At 68.8% G+C, this 16,958-nt stretch carries 2 protein-coding genes (both cut by a window edge); both read right to left on the bottom strand.

Annotation, left to right across the window (positions count from 1 at the left end; translation table 11 throughout):
* Positions 1-9,513 carry the 5' portion of a type I polyketide synthase gene (locus CMC5_RS44955; RefSeq protein WP_063796657.1) on the bottom strand. The gene continues 897 nt to the left of window position 1, outside the view, so 9,513 of the gene's 10,410 nt are visible here — the first part of the coding sequence; the start codon lies at positions 9,511-9,513; its stop codon lies off the left edge, out of view.
* Positions 9,503-16,958: the 3' portion of a type I polyketide synthase gene (locus CMC5_RS26630; protein ID WP_050433053.1), read on the bottom strand. 1,910 nt of this gene lie beyond the right edge of the window; the window shows 7,456 of its 9,366 coding nt (coding positions 1,911-9,366); its start codon lies off the right edge, out of view; the stop codon is at positions 9,503-9,505. The genes CMC5_RS44955 and CMC5_RS26630 overlap by 11 nt, the downstream gene beginning before the upstream one ends.

Below are 16,958 nucleotides of genomic sequence, written 5' to 3'. Positions count from 1 at the left end.
ACCGAGCACACCGGCCAGGGACGAGAACAGGATGAACGCGGAGAGGTCGTGCTCTCGGGTCAGGTCGTGCAAGTGGACTGCTGCGTCCACCTTGGGACGCAGAACACGATCGAGCTGCTCGGGCGTGAGTGTGTCGAGCGTCCCGTCGTCGAGCACACCGGCTGCGTGGACGATGCAGGTCAGCGGGTACTCGCTCGGAATCGACGCGATCAGCCGCTCCAGCGCGTCGCGATCCGTCACATCGCAGGTGGCCATGGTGACGTGAGCGCCGACGGCGTCGAGTGCGTCTTCGAGCGCTCTGGCATCTGGCGCCGCGTGCCCGCTCCGTGAGGTGAGGAGGAGGCGCCGGATACCGTGGGTTTCGACGAGGTGTCTGGCGACGAGCGCGCCGAGCGCCCCTGTCCCTCCCGTGATCAGGACGGTCCCCCGAGCATCGAGAGGTCGTCCCTGAGCTCCCGTCGTTGCTGCGGCGCGTGCGAGGCGGGGGACGAGCAGCTCGCCACGTCTCACGGCAAGCTGAGGTTCGCCAGCGGCCAGGGCCTCTCCAAGGACGTGCGCCGAGGCCTCCAGGTCCTCGAGGTCCACGAGCGCGAGGGCACACTCCGGGTTCTCCGTCTGGACCGACCGTGCAAACCCCCAGAGCGTCGCCGCCGCGAGATCGAGGACGTCCTCGCCTTGCCGTGCTGCAACGGCACGACAGGTGAGCAGCGCGAGGCGTGACGCCGAGAGGCGCTCGTCCGTGAGCCAGGCTTGCAACAGAGTCAGTGACTGATGCGCTGTCCTGTGGGCCGCGCTGCGCAGATCGTCTCGACCACTCCTGCAGGGAACGAGCAGGACGTCGGGGGCAGGCTCGCCCCGCTGCAGGGCGTCGGAGAGCGCCTGGAGGTCGCCGTACCATCGTCCCGTGCCCAGGACCTCGGCGAGTGTGGCCATCAGTCGCGGCGCCTCTTCGCCGACGAGCGCCCAGGAGCTGCGCGTCGGAGGTGAAGGAGGAAAGCTTTCCCACCTCACGACATACAGATCGCGGCTCTCGCGCTCCGGCAGAAACCGGTCTGCCGGTGCCCGGTGCGTCGTGAACCCCTCGATGTGCGCGACCGGCATCCCGCTCGCATCCCAGAACGCGAGGTCTGCGATCAGGCTGTCTGCATCGAGCGACTGGCCCTCCCGCAGCGCATGCTCGGCCCAGCTGGCGACGCTTCGGACGCCGTACCAGACGAGACGGTCGATGGAGAAGGGCAACCGAGGAACATCGTCCACGGGGAGCGCCGGCGCAACCATGTCCACCGTGCGGAGCGCACCGCTCCATCGCACCAGACTGAACGCATTGTCGACGATTCCTGCGGGAAGGGGCGCGTCGTCGTCTGGAACCCCCTCGGGGGCTTCGAACCTACCCAGGGTGCGACGCTGCCGGGAAGGGTCGACCTGACGTAGCCACCACCAGCGAGGCCCCCACGCGATGTGTACCGATCGCAGCGCTTCGTCGAGCTGCGCCGGTGCTTCCGACTCCCGCTGGATGGCGGGAGGGTCGAGCGGCGTCCGCCGCGACAGGTCGGCCGGAACGGCCAGATCGATGACGGCCATGGCATGCGTGGTCCAGAGCCCCTCGTGCTGCGTCGAGAGGGTCGCCGTGAGCGCCGAGCTCCCGTGTTCGATGGGCGTGAGCTGGACATGCAAGGTGGCTCGTTCCGAGGGGTGCTCGAAGCTCAGAGCTCTCTGGAACTGGACGTCTCGCAGCTCGACGGGCTGGTCTGGCCAGCGAGTGCTGGCAATCGCGAGGAGCACGGCCACGTAGAAGGCTCCCGGGACGACGATGCGGCCGTAGACCACATGGCTCTCCAGGTAAGTCTGGATCCCAGGACCGGTCTCTACCCGGTGAATTCCCGCGCCATCGGGCAGGTCGAGGCGAGCGCCGACGAGTGTCGATTCGTGGTCGGTCGTTCCAAGCAGGGGACGGGAGGCCCGGTCTGTGCCTTCGAGCCAGCAGCGCTGGTGCTGAAACGCATACGTTGGCAGGGGAAGGGCACGCACCGCGAAGGGAGCGAAGACGGCGCACCAGTCGAGGTGATGTCCGCGAGCGTGAAGGCCGGCGAGTGCGAGGAGCAAGGCATGGCGGTCGTCACGGTCGTTGCGAAGGACGGGGAGGAAGGCGGAGCGAGCGCGTGCGTGTTCGGACAGGCCGTCCTGGGCCATAGCGCAGAGCACGCCGTGAGGGCCGAGTTCGAGAAAGGTGGAGGCGCCTTCTGCTTCGAGTGTGCGGACGGCATCGAGGAAGCGGACGGTGTGTCGAGCGTGTCGGACCCAGTAGTCGGGGGAGGCGAGGTCGTGGTTGGAGGCGAGGTTGCCGGAGAGGTTGGAGAGCAGGGGGATGCGCGGCGGGTGGAACGAGAGGGAGGCAGCGACGGTGCGGAAGGCGTCGAGGATGGGGTCGAGGTGAGGGGAGTGAAAGGCGTGGCTGACGCGCAAGGGGGTGACCTTGCGTCCGAGGGCCTGGAAGTGTGCGGCGACGTCGGCGACGGCGTGGGGGTCACCGGAGAGGACGGAGGCACAAGGCCCGTTGAGGGCAGCGATGGCAAGGAGGTGCTCGCGGCCGGCGAGGAGGGGCAGCAGTTCCTGCTCGGAGGCGTGGAGGGCGAGCATGGCCCCCCCCGGGGGCAATGCCTGCATGAGGCGAGCGCGCGCAGCGACGAGGGTGCAAGCGTCCTTCAGGGAGAGGACGGAGGCGACGTGTGCGGCAACGATCTCGCCGATGGAGTGACCGAGGAGCAGGTCCGGAGCGAGGCCGAAGGCTTCGAGGAGCCTGAAGAGGGCGACTTCGAGCGCGAAGAGGGCGGGCTGGGTGAAGGCGGTCTGGTCGAGGAGAGCAGCGTGAGGAGCGTCTTCGTCGGCGAACAGGACATCGAGGAGGGGACGGTCGAGGAGAGGATCGAGGTGAAGACAGACGGCGTCGAATGCGTCGCGGAAGAGGGGAAAGGCGCGGTAGAGGGGCCGGCCCATGGCGATGCGCTGGCTGCCCTGTCCGGTGAAGAGCAGAGCGAGCTTGCCGGCGCTGGAAGCCAGACCGAGCACGGCCTGCGGCGGCGTGCTGCCCTGGGCAAGGGAGGCGAGGGCGTGGAGGGCCGTGTCGCGGTCGTGAAGGAGAAGGGCAGCGCGGTGGTCGAAGTGGGAGCGCGTGGTGGCGAGCGAGAAGGCGACATCCCCGAGGGGAAGATGGGGATGGGCCTGGAGGTGGTCGCGGAGCCGCCCGGCCTGAGCGTACAGGGCCGCTTCGGTCTTGCCTGACAGCAGCAGGGGCCAGGCGGGAAGCGAGGTCGGTATCGATGCCTCCTCGGCGACCGGAGACGCATTCCCCGCGACTGGATCCGAGGAGGGGAGGGACGCAGCAGCGGCCAGGTTTCCGTCGGCGGGCGGAGCCTCCTCGAAAATGACGTGGGCGTTGGTGCCTGACAGACCGAACGCCGATACCGCGGCGCGTCGTGGTCGGCCGTCCTCCCGCCGGGGCCATGGCCGCAAGGTATCGACCACGTCGACCGGGAGCGCCTCCCACGCGATGTGAGGGTTGCGGGGCGTGGTGTGAAGCGTCGCGGGCATTTCGTCGTGCTGGAGCGCTGCCAGGACCTTGGCGACTCCAGCGAGTCCTGCCGCTGCCTCGAGATGCCCCACGTTGGTCTTGAGCGCGCCGAGCAGCAAAGGATGGGCATTAGGGCGTCCCTCCCCGTAAACGGTCGCCAGCGCCTGCACTTCGATGGGGTCCCCGAGGGATGTGCCCGTCCCGTGGCACTCGACGAAGTCGACCTCGTCCGGTGCGAGCCCTGCGTCCTGCAGCGCGGCGCGGAGCACTTTCTGCTGCGACGTGCCGTTCGGCGCCGTGATGCCACTGGAGGCACCATCGTGGTTCACGGCACTCCCACGCACGATGGCGAGGACGGGGTTTCGGTGGGCCAGTGCGTCCGAGAGACGCGCGAGGGCGAGGACCACCACCCCCTCGCCGCGGCCATACCCGTTGGCATTTGCGGAGAAGGTCTTCGATCGTCCATCGGGCGCGAGGGCGCGAGCATGGGACAGAGCGATGAATGGCTCCGCTGCGGCCATGACCTGCGCGCCGGCCGCGAGCGCGAGGTCGCATTCCCCACGCCGAAGAGCCTGGCAAGCGAGGTGCAGAGCGACGAGCGAGGAGGAGCAGGCGGTGTCCAGCGAGAGCGCCGGCCCTTGCAAGCCGAGCGTGAACGCCAACCTGCCAGCAGCAAAGGAGGGGTGCGTGCCGGTGATGAGATAGGCCTCCGACCCCGCGGTAGCGCTCTGGAGCAGGGAGTAATCTCCTGGCCCGACGCCCACGAAGACACCCGTGGCAGAGTCCGTGAGCGATGAAGGAACGACGCCGGCGTTCTCGAGGGCTTCCCACGCCGTCTCGAGCAGCAAGCGATGCTGTGGATCCAGGTGCTTCGCCTCGCGTGGGCTGATGCCGAAGAAGAGCGGATCGAACTGATCGATACGGTCGAGAAAGGCGGCTTCATCGACGTAACTCTTGCCAGCGGCGTCCGGGTCCGGGTCGTGGAGGGCACCGAAGTTCCAGTCGCGGTGGGGAGGGACCGGACCGACCGCGTCCGTGCCATTCCGGAGGAGGCGCCAGAGGCCGTCGAGGTCGTCGACGCCGCCAGGGAGATGAAGCCCGATGCCGATGATGGCAATGGCCTCCTCTGGATGCTGCGCTCCGCGTGAGGCCCCACGCTCATCAGAGAGTGACCGTGGGACTGGGTCGAGCGCTTCGTCGAGGTGGACAGCGAGGCGGTGGGGGGAAGGGTGGTCGAAAGTCAACGTGGCAGGGAGCTTCAAGCCGGTGGCGACCTGGAGCCGCTGGCGGAGTTCGACCGCCATCAAGGAGTCGAGTCCGAGATCGGTGAAGCCTGCGAGCGGCATGACGCGCGATGGATCGGCGTGGCCCAGGACGACGGCGGTCTCCGTCAGCACGAGCGAGCGCAGGCGGCGCATCCGCTCGTGGGCTGCGAGGTCGCGGAGCCCGGCGAGCTGCGTGGCCGCTGGAGCAGGCGTCGACAGGGCTTCCAGGGCGCTTGTCGCCTCGGGAAGAGCGTCCAGAAGGGGCCGGGGGCGTGCAGACGCGAACACGGGAGCGAACCGCACCCAGTCGACGGCGGCCACGGTCAAGGTGGTCTCACCGTGATCGAGCGCTTGTTGCAACGCGGCGAGCGCAGTCTCGGGCGACATCATGCTGATCCCGAGCCGAAGAAGCCGTTCTTCCCCCGTTGCATCGACCATGCCTCCCTCGGCCCACGCTCCCCATGCGATGGCTGTGGCGGTGCAGTCCCGTGCAACGCGCTGCTCGGCGAGCGCGTCGAGGAAAGCATTCGCTGCGGCATAGGCGCCCTGGTGGCTGCTGCCCCAGGTGCTGGCGATGGACGAAAACAGGACGAAGGCGTCGAGGGGTCGGTCTCCGAGAAGCTCGTCGAGATGTCGTGCACCTGCGAGCTTGCCCGCGACCACCGCTGCGAAATCGTCGATGCTGGTCTCGGCCAGCGGCGACTCCTCCGCCAGGCCGGCCGCGTGGAAGACCGCACGGAGGGGAGGCCCCTCTTCGTCGAGACCCTGGAGCAGCGCCGCCAAGGCCTGGCGATCGGCGACGTCGCACGAGACGATGGAGACGCGCACCCCCTGCGCGACCAGCTCGTCGGCAAGTGCTGAGGCCCCCGGGGCGAGCTGGCCGCGGCGGCTGGTCAGGACCAGGTGTTCCGCACCGGAACGTGCGAGCCACCGCGCCACGTGCCCACCAATCGCTCCCATGCCGCCAGTGACCAGCACCGTCCCCCGCGGTACGTAGTCCCTGGGACGCGGAGCGTCGCCCAGCGGAGCGCGGATCAGACGTCTGGCCAGCAGGCCCGAGGCCCGCAGCGCGAGCTGATCGTCGTCGCTGGCGAGCGCTGCGGGGATCCCGCCGAGTACACGGTCATCGAGAAGAACGGGCAGGTCGAGCAGGCCACCCCATTGCTCCGGATGCTCGAGCGCGAGGGCACGTCCGAAGCCCCAGACGGATGCCTGAAGTGGATGGGAGAGAGGATCTGCGTGTCCCGTGGACACGGCGCCTCGGGTCATCAACCAGAGGGGAGCGCGGAGCGCAGCATCCCCCATCGCCTGAGCGAGGGAGAGCGTCTGCGCGAGGCCACGGGGCAGGGCAGGGTGATCAGGGAGCAACCCCTCGTCGAGGGCGAGGAGCGACAGGACGCCCCGAGGCGTGACGCCTTCTTCGAGCACCTCCTGCAGGCGTGAGGTCACATGCAAGCGCGTGATTTCGCCCTGCCCCAGCGGAACCTGCGTGATGACGGCGCCATGCGATTCGAGCTTCTGGCGAACTGTGTCGAGCAGGGCCTCGTCGACGTCTCCTGCCGGTCGGACGAGCAGCCAGAGGCCTGAAAGATCGCGCTGGGTACGAGCCGTCAGCGGCCTCCAGGTGATCCGGTAACGCCACGTGTCGAGGATGCTTCGCTGATCGTGTGACTGACGCCATCGCGTCAGCGTGGGCAGCAGTGTTGTCAGCGAGGTTCGTTGCTCCTCTCCCTGGACATGGAGCGCGGTGGCGATGGCTTCGAGATCCCCTGACTCGATCGCCTTCCAGAAGTGGACATCGGCTGCCGTGGAAGGCATGGCGTCCGCGCTACTCTTCCTGCCTGCATCGAGCCAGTAGCGGTCGCGCTGGAAGGGGTAGGTGGGGAGCGAGACGCGGCGTGGGTGGAAGGGAGCGAAGACGGCGCTCCAGTCGAGGTGGTGTCCGCGAGCGTGGAGCCCGGCGAGCGCGAGGAGCAAGGCATGGCGGTCGTCGCGGTCGTTGCGAAGGACGGGGAGGAGGGCGGAGCGAGCGCGTGCGTGTTCGGACAGGCCGTCCTGGGCCATGGCGCAGAGCACGCCGTGAGGGCCGAGTTCGAGGAAGGTGGAGGCGCCTTCTGCTTCGAGCGTGCGGACGGCATCAAGGAAGCGGACGGTGTGTCGCGCGTGTCGGACCCAGTAGTCGGGGGAGGCGAGGTCGTGGTTGGAGGCGAGGTTGCCGGAGAGGTTGGAGAGCAGGGGGATGCGGGGCGGATGGAACGAGAGGGAGGCGGCGACGGTGCGGAAGGCGTCGAGGATGGGGTCGAGGTGAGGGGAGTGAAATGCGTGGCTGACGCGCAAGGGAGTGACCTTGCGTCCGAGGGCCTGGAAGTGTGCGGCGACGTCGGCGACGGCGTGGGGGTCGCCGGAGAGGACAGAGGCAGAAGGCCCGTTGAGGGCAGCGATGGCGAGGAGGTGCTCGCGGCCGGCGAGGAGGGGCAGCAGTTCCTGCTCGGAGGCGTGGAGGGCGAGCATGGCCCCCCCCGGGGGCAAGGCCTGCATGAGGCGAGCGCGCGCGGCGACGAGGGTGCAAGCGTCCTTCAGGGAGAGGACGGAGGCGACGTGTGCGGCAACGATCTCGCCGATGGAGTGACCGAGGAGCAGGTCCGGAGCGAGGCCGAAGGCTTCGAGGAGCCTGAAGAGGGCGACTTCGAGCGCGAAGAGGGCGGGCTGGGTGAAGGCGGTCTGGTCGAGGAGAGCAGCGTGAGGAGCGTCTTCGTCGGCGAACAGGACATCGCGCAGGGGACGGTCGAGGAGAGGATCGAGGTGACGACAGACGGCGTCGAATGCGTCGCGGAAGGGGGGAAAGGCACGGTAGAGGGGCCGGCCCATGGCGATGCGCTGGCTGCCCTGTCCGGTGAAGAGCAGGGCGAGCTTGCCGGCGCTGGAAGCCAGACCGAGCACGGCCTGCGGCGGCGTGCTGCCCTGGGCAAGGGAGGCGAGGGCGTGGAGGGCCGTGTCGCGGTCGTGAAGGAGAAGGGCGGCGCGGTGGTCGAAGTGGGAGCGCGTGGTGGCGAGCGAGAAGGCGACATCCCCGAGGGGAAGATGGGGATGGGCCTGGAGGTGATCGCGGAGCTGCCCGGCCTGAGCGTACAGAGCCGCCTCGGTCTTGCCTGACAGCAGCAAGGGCCAGGTGGGAAGCGAGGTCGGTGTCGACCCGTTCTCGGCGACCGGAGACACGTCACCTGCGACTGGAGCTGTGGAGGGGGGTTGCGAAGCAGCGAGCGAGGTCCCCTCGGTGAGCGAGGCCCCCTCGATGAGTGGTGGCTCTTCGAGAATGAGGTGAGCGTTGGTGCCGCTGATGCCGAAGGAGGAGACCCCGGCGCGACGAGGCCGTTCTGAAGGCAGCCAGGGTACGGCCTCGGTCAGGAGACGGATGGTGCCCGGGGACCAGTCGACATGAGACGACGGCACCTCGGCGTGCAGGGTCCTGGGCAGCACCTGGTGGTGCAGGGCCAGGACCATCTTGATGACGCCAGCGACGCCAGCGGCGGCCTGGGTATGACCGAGGTTGGACTTGATGGATCCGAGCCAGAGAGGCTGTTGCGCCTGGCGCTCTTGGCCATAGGTGGCGAGCAAGGCCTGCGCCTCGATGGGATCTCCGAGGGCCGTCCCCGTCCCGTGCGCTTCGACGGCATCCACGTCGCTCGGAGAGAGCTTCGCGTTCGCCAGCGCCTGACGGATCACCCGCTCCTGGGCGGGACCGTTGGGGGCGGTGAGGCCCTGACTTTTCCCGTCCTGATTGACGGCCGAGCCGCGGATGACGGCGAGCACCGGGTGACCATGACGCTTCGCGTCCGACAACCGCTCCAGGAGCAACATCCCGGCCCCCTCTGCCCAGGCAGCCCCATCGGCCTGTGCCGAGAAGGCCTTGCAACGCCCATCCAGCGCAAGACCTCGCTGTCGGCTGAACTCGACGAATGCCGCCGGCGTGGCCATGAAGGTCACCCCTCCGCCCAGCGCCAGAGAACACTCTCCCTGACGCAAGGACTGGCAGGCGAGGTGCAGCGCGACGAGAGACGCGCTGCAGGCGGTGTCGACGCTGATCGCTGGTCCTTCCAGGCCCAGGGTGAAGGCGATTCGCCCCGACGCGACGCTGCAAGTGCTCCCGGTCCCGATGTACCCCTCGACCTTGTCGGGCGTCTGCAGCAGAAGGGGCCCATAGCCTTGATCGATGGCGCCGACGAAGACGCCAGTCTGACTGCCGTGAAGCGACACAGGGTCGATGCCTGCCCGCTCGATGGCTTCCCATGACGTCTCCAGCAAGAGCCGTTGCTGCGGATCCATGGCGAGCGCCTCGCGTGGACTGATGCCGAAGAAGGCCGGATCGAAGCGGTCGGCATCGTGGAGGAACCCGCCCTCTCTCACGTACGACTTCCCTCTGGCCGAGGGGTCGGGATCGTAGAGCGCGTCGACGTCCCACCCGCGCTCGGTGGGAAACGGCGAGATGGCGTCGGTCCCATCGACGAGCAGCTCCCACAGCTTCTCTGGCGTCTGCACCCCACCGGGGTAACGGCAGCCCATTCCGACGATGGCGATCGGTTCCAGCCCTCGGGTCTCGATGTCGCGCAGGCGCTCGCGTGCCTGGTGAAGCTCGTGCGTTACTCGCTTGAGGTAGCTGCGCAGCTTGTCCTCATTCGTCATGGCGGTCTCCGTGCGTCCCGAGTTCTCGATCGATGAGGTCGAACAGCTCGTCATCGCTGGCTGACTGGAGCGCTTCGGAGGGAGGAGCCCCGCTCGTTCCCTGTAGAGGACCGGTCAACTTCGCCAGGAGTGCTTCCAATCTCCCCATCAGGTCCCCCCGGAGGTCTTCGATGGCTCCCACGGAAGCGAGGACGGTGAGCTGCCGGTCGATCTCGCCGAGCGCATGGATGGCCATCGCTTTCCCGTCCGGGAGCAGCGCTGTGCGCAGGTACCGAGCGACTGCCATGGGGGTAGGGTGGTCGTAGAGCAGCGTTGGCGTGAGGCGCAGGCCCGTGATTGCAGCGAGTCGGTTGCGCAGCTCGAGTGCGGTGAGCGAATCGATGCCGAGCGTGTGGAGCGACTGGTCGGGTTTGAGCGCTCCTCTCGACGTGAGACCCAGGACCGTCGCCACCTCGTCGCGAACGAGGGAGATCACGACACGGTCGCGCTCCGCCTCGGGCAAGTCGGCGAGCCGCTCCCTCAATGTCGACGGGGTGGTGGCTCCTCGTGCATCGATTACGGCCTGGGGAAGCCCTCTCTGCATGGGGGGCGCGCCGTTCTGCCTTTCCTCGGCAGCTCGTGGGGACGGCGCGAGGCGTGCGGCCACGAGACTGCCCTCGGGACTGCCGAGCGCCGTATCGAAGAGGGAGAGTCCCTCGCCCGGAGCGAGCGGGAAGATGCCGTGACGTGCGAGCCGAGCGCGATCGGCGTCCGTCAGCGAGGCGGTCATGCTGCCAGGTGCGGCCCACGGTCCCCACGCGAGCGCCATCGCGGGGAGGCCTTCGGCCTTCCGACGGTGGGCCAGCGCATCGAGCAGGGCGTTCGCTGCAGCGTAGTTGGCCTGACCTGGACCTCCGAGCACGCCAGCCAGCGATGAGAAGAGAACGAACAGGGATAGATCGAGCGTTCGTGTCAGCTCGTGAAGATGGAATGCGGCATCCACCTTGGGCTTCAGCGCCCTGGTGAGCTGCTCGGGCAACATCGTGGCGAGGAGTCCGTCGTCGAGCACACCGGCTGCGTGGATGACGCCAGTGAGGGGATGCGCTGGTGGCACAGACGCAAGGAGCGCCTTCAGTGCATCGCCATCGGCCGCATCACAGGCCGCCAGGGTGACGGACGCTCCCATTTTCGTGAGTTCGGCTTCCAGAGTCTCCGCGCCCTCTGCCGCTCGCCCTTGCCGCGAAGCGAGGAGCAAGTGACGCACGTCGTGCTCGGTGACCAGGTGGCGGGCGATCTGGCTCCCGAGCCCCCCGGTGCCACCGAGGACGAGCACCGTGCCTTCGGGCTTCAGCTTGTCGGCCACCGCTCGGTTGGGCACGAAGACGGGCGCAAGCTGCGGGACCAGCAAGCGCCCCTCTCTCACGGCGAGCTGTGGTTCACCTGTTTCGAGTGCAGCGTGCAGGGTGTGGTGAGACGTCGCGTGCGTGTCGACGTCGACGAGGAGCAAGGAGCGGTCGGGGTGCTCCGTCTGTGCCGAGCGCAAGAGCCCCCAGAGTGTCGCTGCGCCGAGATCGGCGATGCCCTCTCCGGGCTGCGCCGCGACGGCTCTCCGGGTGACCAGTGCGAGCCGGGACGACCCCAGGCGGGTCTCCTTCAGCCACGCCTGGAGCAGCGCGAGCCCAGCTTGCGCCACCGTGTGCGTCGTCTCCACGGGATCCCCCTGCGGAGACACCAGGGGGGCGATGACAGTCAGGGGGAGTGGGGAACCCCGATCGAGTGCTGCCTCGAGCGCCTCGAAATCAGCATACCGATCAACCTCCAGGTTGCCCGATGCGAGCGCTGCACGCAGGTCGTCATCGAGCGTTCCAAGCACTGCACAGTGCCTCCGGGGCGGTGACGACGGTGCGCTCGGGGTCGCAGTCCACGTCAGCTGGTAGAGCGCTGGGACGGGAGGGGTCGCGTCGCTGCTTCCGGCGTTCCGGGAAGGTGCCTTGACGGCATCGTCGGGGGTTGGGCGCTTCCCGGCATCGAGCCAGTAGCGGTCGCGCTGGAAGGGGTAGGTGGGGAGCGAGACGCGGCGTGGGTGGAAGGGAGCGAAGACGGAGCTCCAGTGGAGGTGATGTCCGCGAGCGTGGAGGCCGGCGAGTGCGAGGAGCAAGGCATGGCGGTCGTCACGGTCGTTGCGGAGGACGGGGAGGAAGGCGGAGCGAGCGCGTGCGTGTTCGGACAGGCCGTCCTGGGCCATGGCGCAGAGCACGCCGTGAGGGCCGAGTTCGAGGAAGGTGGAGGCGCCTTCTGCTTCGAGCGTGCGGACGGCATCAAGGAAGCGGACGGTGTGTCGAGCGTGTCGGACCCAGTAGTCGGGGGAGGCGAGGTCGTGGTTGGAGGCGAGGTTGCCGGAGAGGTTGGAGAGCAGGGGGATGCGCGGCGGGTGGAACGAGAGGGAGGCGGCGACGGTGCGGAAGGCGTCGAGGATGGGGTCGAGGTGAGGGGAGTGAAAGGCGTGGCTGACGCGCAAGGGAGTGACCTTGCGTCCGAGGGCCTGGAAGTGTGCGGCGACGTCGGCGACGGCGTGGGGGTCACCGGAGAGTACGGAGGCACAAGGCCCGTTGAGGGCCGCGATGGCGAGGAGGTGCTCGCGGCCGGCGAGGAGGGGCAGCAGCTCCTGCTCGGAGGCGTGGAGGGCGAGCATGGCCCCCCCCGGGGGCAAGGCCTGCATGAGGCGAGCGCGCGCGGCGACGAGGGCGCAAGCGTCCTTCAGGGAGAGGACGGAGGCGACGTGTGCGGCAACGATCTCGCCGATGGAGTGACCGAGGAGCAGGTCCGGAGCGAGGCCGAAGGCTTCGAGGAGCCTGAAGAGGGCGACTTCGAGCGCGAAGAGGGCGGGCTGGGTGAAGGCGGTCTGGTCGAGGAGAGCAGCGTGAGGAGCGTCTTCGTCGGCGAACAGGACATCGAGGAGGGGACGGTCGAGGAGAGGATCGAGGTGAAGACAGACGGCGTCGAAGGCGTCGCGGAAGAGGGGAAAGGCGCGGTAGAGGGGCCGGCCCATGGCGATGCGCTGGCTGCCCTGTCCGGTGAAGAGCAGAGCGAGCTTGCCGGCGCTGGAAGCCAGACCGAGCACGGCCTGCGGCGGCGTGCTGCCCTGGGCAAGGGAGGCGAGGGCGTGGAGGGCCGTGTCGCGGTCGTGGAGGAGAAGGGCAGCGCGGTGGTCGAAGTGGGAGCGCGTGGTGGCGAGCGAGAAGGCGACATCCCCGAGGGGAAGATGGGGATGGGCCTGGAGGTGGTCGCGGAGTCGCCCGGCCTGAGCGTACAGGGCCGCCTCGGTCTTGCCTGACAGCAGCAGGGGCCAGGCGGGAAGCGAGGTCGGTATCGATGCCTCCTCGGCGACCGGAGGCACGTCACCCGTGACTGAAGCCGTGGAGGGGGGTTGCGAAGCAGCGAGCGAGGCCCCCTCGGAGAGTGGCGGCTCTTCGAGAATGAGGTGAGCGTTGGTGCCGCTGATGCCGAAGGAGGAGACCCCGGCGCGACGAGGTCGCTCCGAAGGTAGCCAGGGCACGGCTTCGGTCAGGAGACGGATGGTGCCCGGGGACCAGTCGACATGAGACGATGGCACCTCGGCGTGCAGGGTCCTGGGCAGCACCTGGTGGTGCAGGGCCAGGACCATCTTGATGACGCCAGCGACGCCAGCGGCGGCCTGGGTATGGCCGAGGTTGGACTTGATGGAGCCGAGCCAGAGAGGCTGTTGCGCCTGGCGCCCTTGCCCATAGGTAGCGAGCAAGGCCTGCGCCTCGATGGGGTCTCCGAGGGCCGTCCCCGTCCCGTGCGCCTCGATGGCGTCGATCTCCTGAAGACCGAGCCGCGCGCTGGCCAGCGCCTGGCGGATCACCCGCTCCTGCGCTGCGCCGTTGGGGGCTGTGAGTCCCTGGCTCTTCCCGTCCTGATTGACGGCCGAGCCACGGATGACGGCGAGCACGGGGTGGCCATGGCGCGTTGCGTCCGAGAGGCGCTCCAGCAGGAGCATTCCCAGTCCCTCGGCAAACCCCGCTCCATCCGCGTCGGCGGAGAAGGCCTTGCATCGACCGTCGAGCGAGAGGGCACGGAGCCGGCTGAACTCGATGAATGCCGCCGGCGTGGCCATGAGACAGACGCCTCCGGCCAGCGCCAGCGAGCATTCCCCCTGACGCAGCGCCTGACATGCCAGGTGCAAGCTGACCAGCGACGAGCTGCAGGCCGTGTCGATGGTGACGGCCGGGCCTTCCAGCTCGAGCGCGTAAGCGATGCGGCCGGAAGCGATGCTCGCCGTGCTCCCGAGCCCGAGATACCCTTCCAGATCGGCAGGGACCTCGATGACGCGGGCCCCGTAGTCCTGGAAGCTCATCCCCACGAAGACGCCAGTTCGGCTCCCGTGCAGCGACACCGGGTCGATGCCTGCCCGCTCGATGGCCTCCCACGACGCCTCGAGCAAGAGCCGCTGCTGGGGATCGATGGCGAGCGCTTCCCGCGGGCTGATGCCGAAGAACGCCGGATCGAAGCGAGCGGCGTCGTGGAGGAACCCACCCTCTCTCACGTACGTCTTCCCTCTGGCCGAGGGGTCGGGATCGTGGAGCGCGTCGACGTCCCACCCGCGCTCACGGGGGAAGGGCGAGATGGCGTCGACACCATCGACGAGCAGCTTCCACAGCTCCTCCGGTGTCTGTACCCCGCCGGGGTAACGGCAGCTCATCGCGACGATCGCGATCGGATCCTCCTCGGTGCGCGTGGTGGGCTCGGTCGTGTCAAACGCGACCTCCGGTTCAGCCCCGAACAATCCCTCACGCAGACGCTGCACCAGCGCCGCGACGGTGGGCTGCTCGAAGAGGAGCGTCGCTGGCAAGCGCAGGCCCGTCAGTGCCTCCAGGCTGTTGCGCAGGTTGAGTCCCATGAGCGAATCGAGACCCAGCTCCCGCAGCGGACGCTCGGGATCGATGTCTCCCGGGGAGGAGAGCCCGAGGACAGCGGCGACCCGCGAACGTACGAGCTCGGTGAGCGCGCGGGATCGGTCGACTCGGGAGAGGGGAGCCAGACGTTCCTGGAGCGCGGAAAGCGCGCCCTCCTCGGACGGGGCACGTACCTCTCCAACCGCGATGAGTTCGCGGAGAATTGCCGGTAGCCAGCGAGCCTGCCCGTCGAGCGTGCTTCTGTCGAGGTGAGCCGGGACGAAGCACGGATCCGGGAGATCGAGCGCGGCATCGAGGAGCGCGAGCCCCTGCTCCGTCGCGATCGCGGCGACACCGAGCCGCCCCAGCTGCGCGAGATCGGCGCTCCCCAGGTGCGCGTTCACGTCCTCTCCCCGTGCCCAGGGGCCCCAGGCGAGCGATGTACATGGCTTCCCCTGGGCCCGGCGATGGTGGGCCAGCGCGTCGAGGAAGGTGTTGGCGGCGGCGTAGTTGCTCTGGCCAGGACCCCCGATAACGCCAGCCAGCGAGGAGAAGAGGACGAAGGTGGACACGTCCAGGTCCTTCGTCAGCTCGTGCAGGTGAAACGCACCATCCACCTTGGGGCGCAAGACCTCGTCGAGACGCTCCGGCGTGAGCGCGAGAAGTGAACCGTCGTCGAGCGCTGCGGCGGCATGGACGACGCCCCTCAGCGGTCGGTTGGCTGGAATGGAAGCGAGTACGTTCTCCAGGTCGTGCCGCTTGGCGACGTCGCAGGAGACCACCGTGACCTGGGATCCAGCCTCCGTGAGTTCTCTCTCCAGCGCCTCGGCGCCTGGTGCCGCACGTCCCTTTCGCGACGCCAGTACGAGAGAGCGGACGCCGTGCTTTCTCACGAGATGTCGAGCAATCACCGAGGCGAGCGGGCTCGCGCCGCCGGTGATGAGCACCGTCCCTTCGGGGTCCCATCGCTGGCGTGCCATCCCCGGGACGACGCTGGTCCTCGCCAGCCGCGGCACGAGCAGCTCTCCCTCGCGCACGGCGAGTTGTGGTTCCCCCGTGACGATGGCCCCTGGCAACGCTCGGAGGGAGGCATCGCGGTGGTCGATGTCGACGAGGACGATGCGACGCTCCGGGTGCTCCGACTGTGCGGAACGAACGAGACCCCAGAGGGGCGCAGCAGCCAGATCGAGGACGTCTTCACTCGGCCCTGCGGCGACGGCGCGCCGGGTGACCAGGGCGAGCCGAGAGGACACGAGGCGCTCGTCGGTGAGCCACGCTTGCAGCAGCGCGAGCCCCTCGCGTGACGCCGTGTGGGCCGCCTCGATGCGGTTGGCGTCGACGGTGACCCACGGGGCGAGCACGATCTCGGGCAGGGCAGCGCCCTGGTCGAGCGACGTACGAAGCGCGGCGAGATCTCGGTGGTGCTCCACCTGGCCAGCTTCCGTCGCCAGCGCTGTGCCCAGCCTCGAGGGGTCGGCACCGAGCAGCGCGATGCGCCCCGTCCGAGGTGCTTCCGAGAGTTCGGGCAGCGGCGACCACTCGACCCGGTGAAGTGAGGCTTTGTCCGTCGCGGCATCTGTGCGCTTCGTCGACTCCGGCCGGCTCTCGCCCACCGTCAGGTGGTCTCCCGGACTGCTGGAGACCTCACCCGCAGCCTGTCGTGCTGCGCTCTCCCCGGTCCTCTGGGCGCTCGGAACCTCTGGCCAGTAGCGCTGCCGCTGGAAGGCGTAGGTGGGGAGCTGGACCGGCCGCGGACCGAGAGGAGCGAAGAAGGCATGCCAGTCGAGCGCGTGACCGCGCGCGTGCAGGTGACCCAGGGCCGTGAGCAGCGTGTCGACCTCGGCGCGATCGTCGCTGAGGGCAGGCAGGAAGGCCGCTCGGCTTCGCGCGTCGTCGGACAGGCAGAGTTCGGTCATCGCGCACAGGACACCGCGGGGACCGAGCTCGAGGAACGTCGTGACACCCTGGTTCTCCAGGGCGCGCACCCCCTCGCTGAACCGGACCGCCTGACGCGCATGACGCGCCCAGTAGGCCGGCGACGTGAGTTCCTCGTCGCTGGCGGGTCGACCCGTGACGTTGGAGATGATCGGGATGCGCGGCGGGTGAAACGCGAGCCTGCTGGCCTCCCGCTCGAAGGCTTCCAGCATCCCGGCCATCCGGGGCGAGTGGAAGGCATGGCTGACCTGGAGGCGCTTCGTAGCGCGCCCGAGCTTCTCGAAATGCTCTGCGATGGTGAGGACCCCATCGTCATCGCCGGAGATCACCGTCGACAGCGGGCCGTTCAGCGCCGCGATGTCGACCCGCTCGTTTCGACCCACGAGCTGAGCGCGGACCTCCTCCTCGGTCGCCTGGAGAGAGACCATGGCTCCCCCCGCGGGGAGGCCTTGCATGAGGCGCGCGCGCGCAGCGACGAGCGCACACGCGTCGTCGAGCGAAAGGACACCGGCAAGGTGTGCGGCCGAAAGCTCACCGACGGAGTGACCCAGCAGCACGTCCGGTCTGACGCCCCAGGCTTCCAGCAGCCTGAAGAGCGCGACTTCGAGTGCGAAG

Source organism: Chondromyces crocatus (assembly GCF_001189295.1).
GTDB lineage: Bacteria > Myxococcota_A > Polyangia > Polyangiales > Polyangiaceae > Chondromyces > Chondromyces crocatus.
This window is presented reverse-complemented; position numbering and strand designations above follow the sequence as displayed.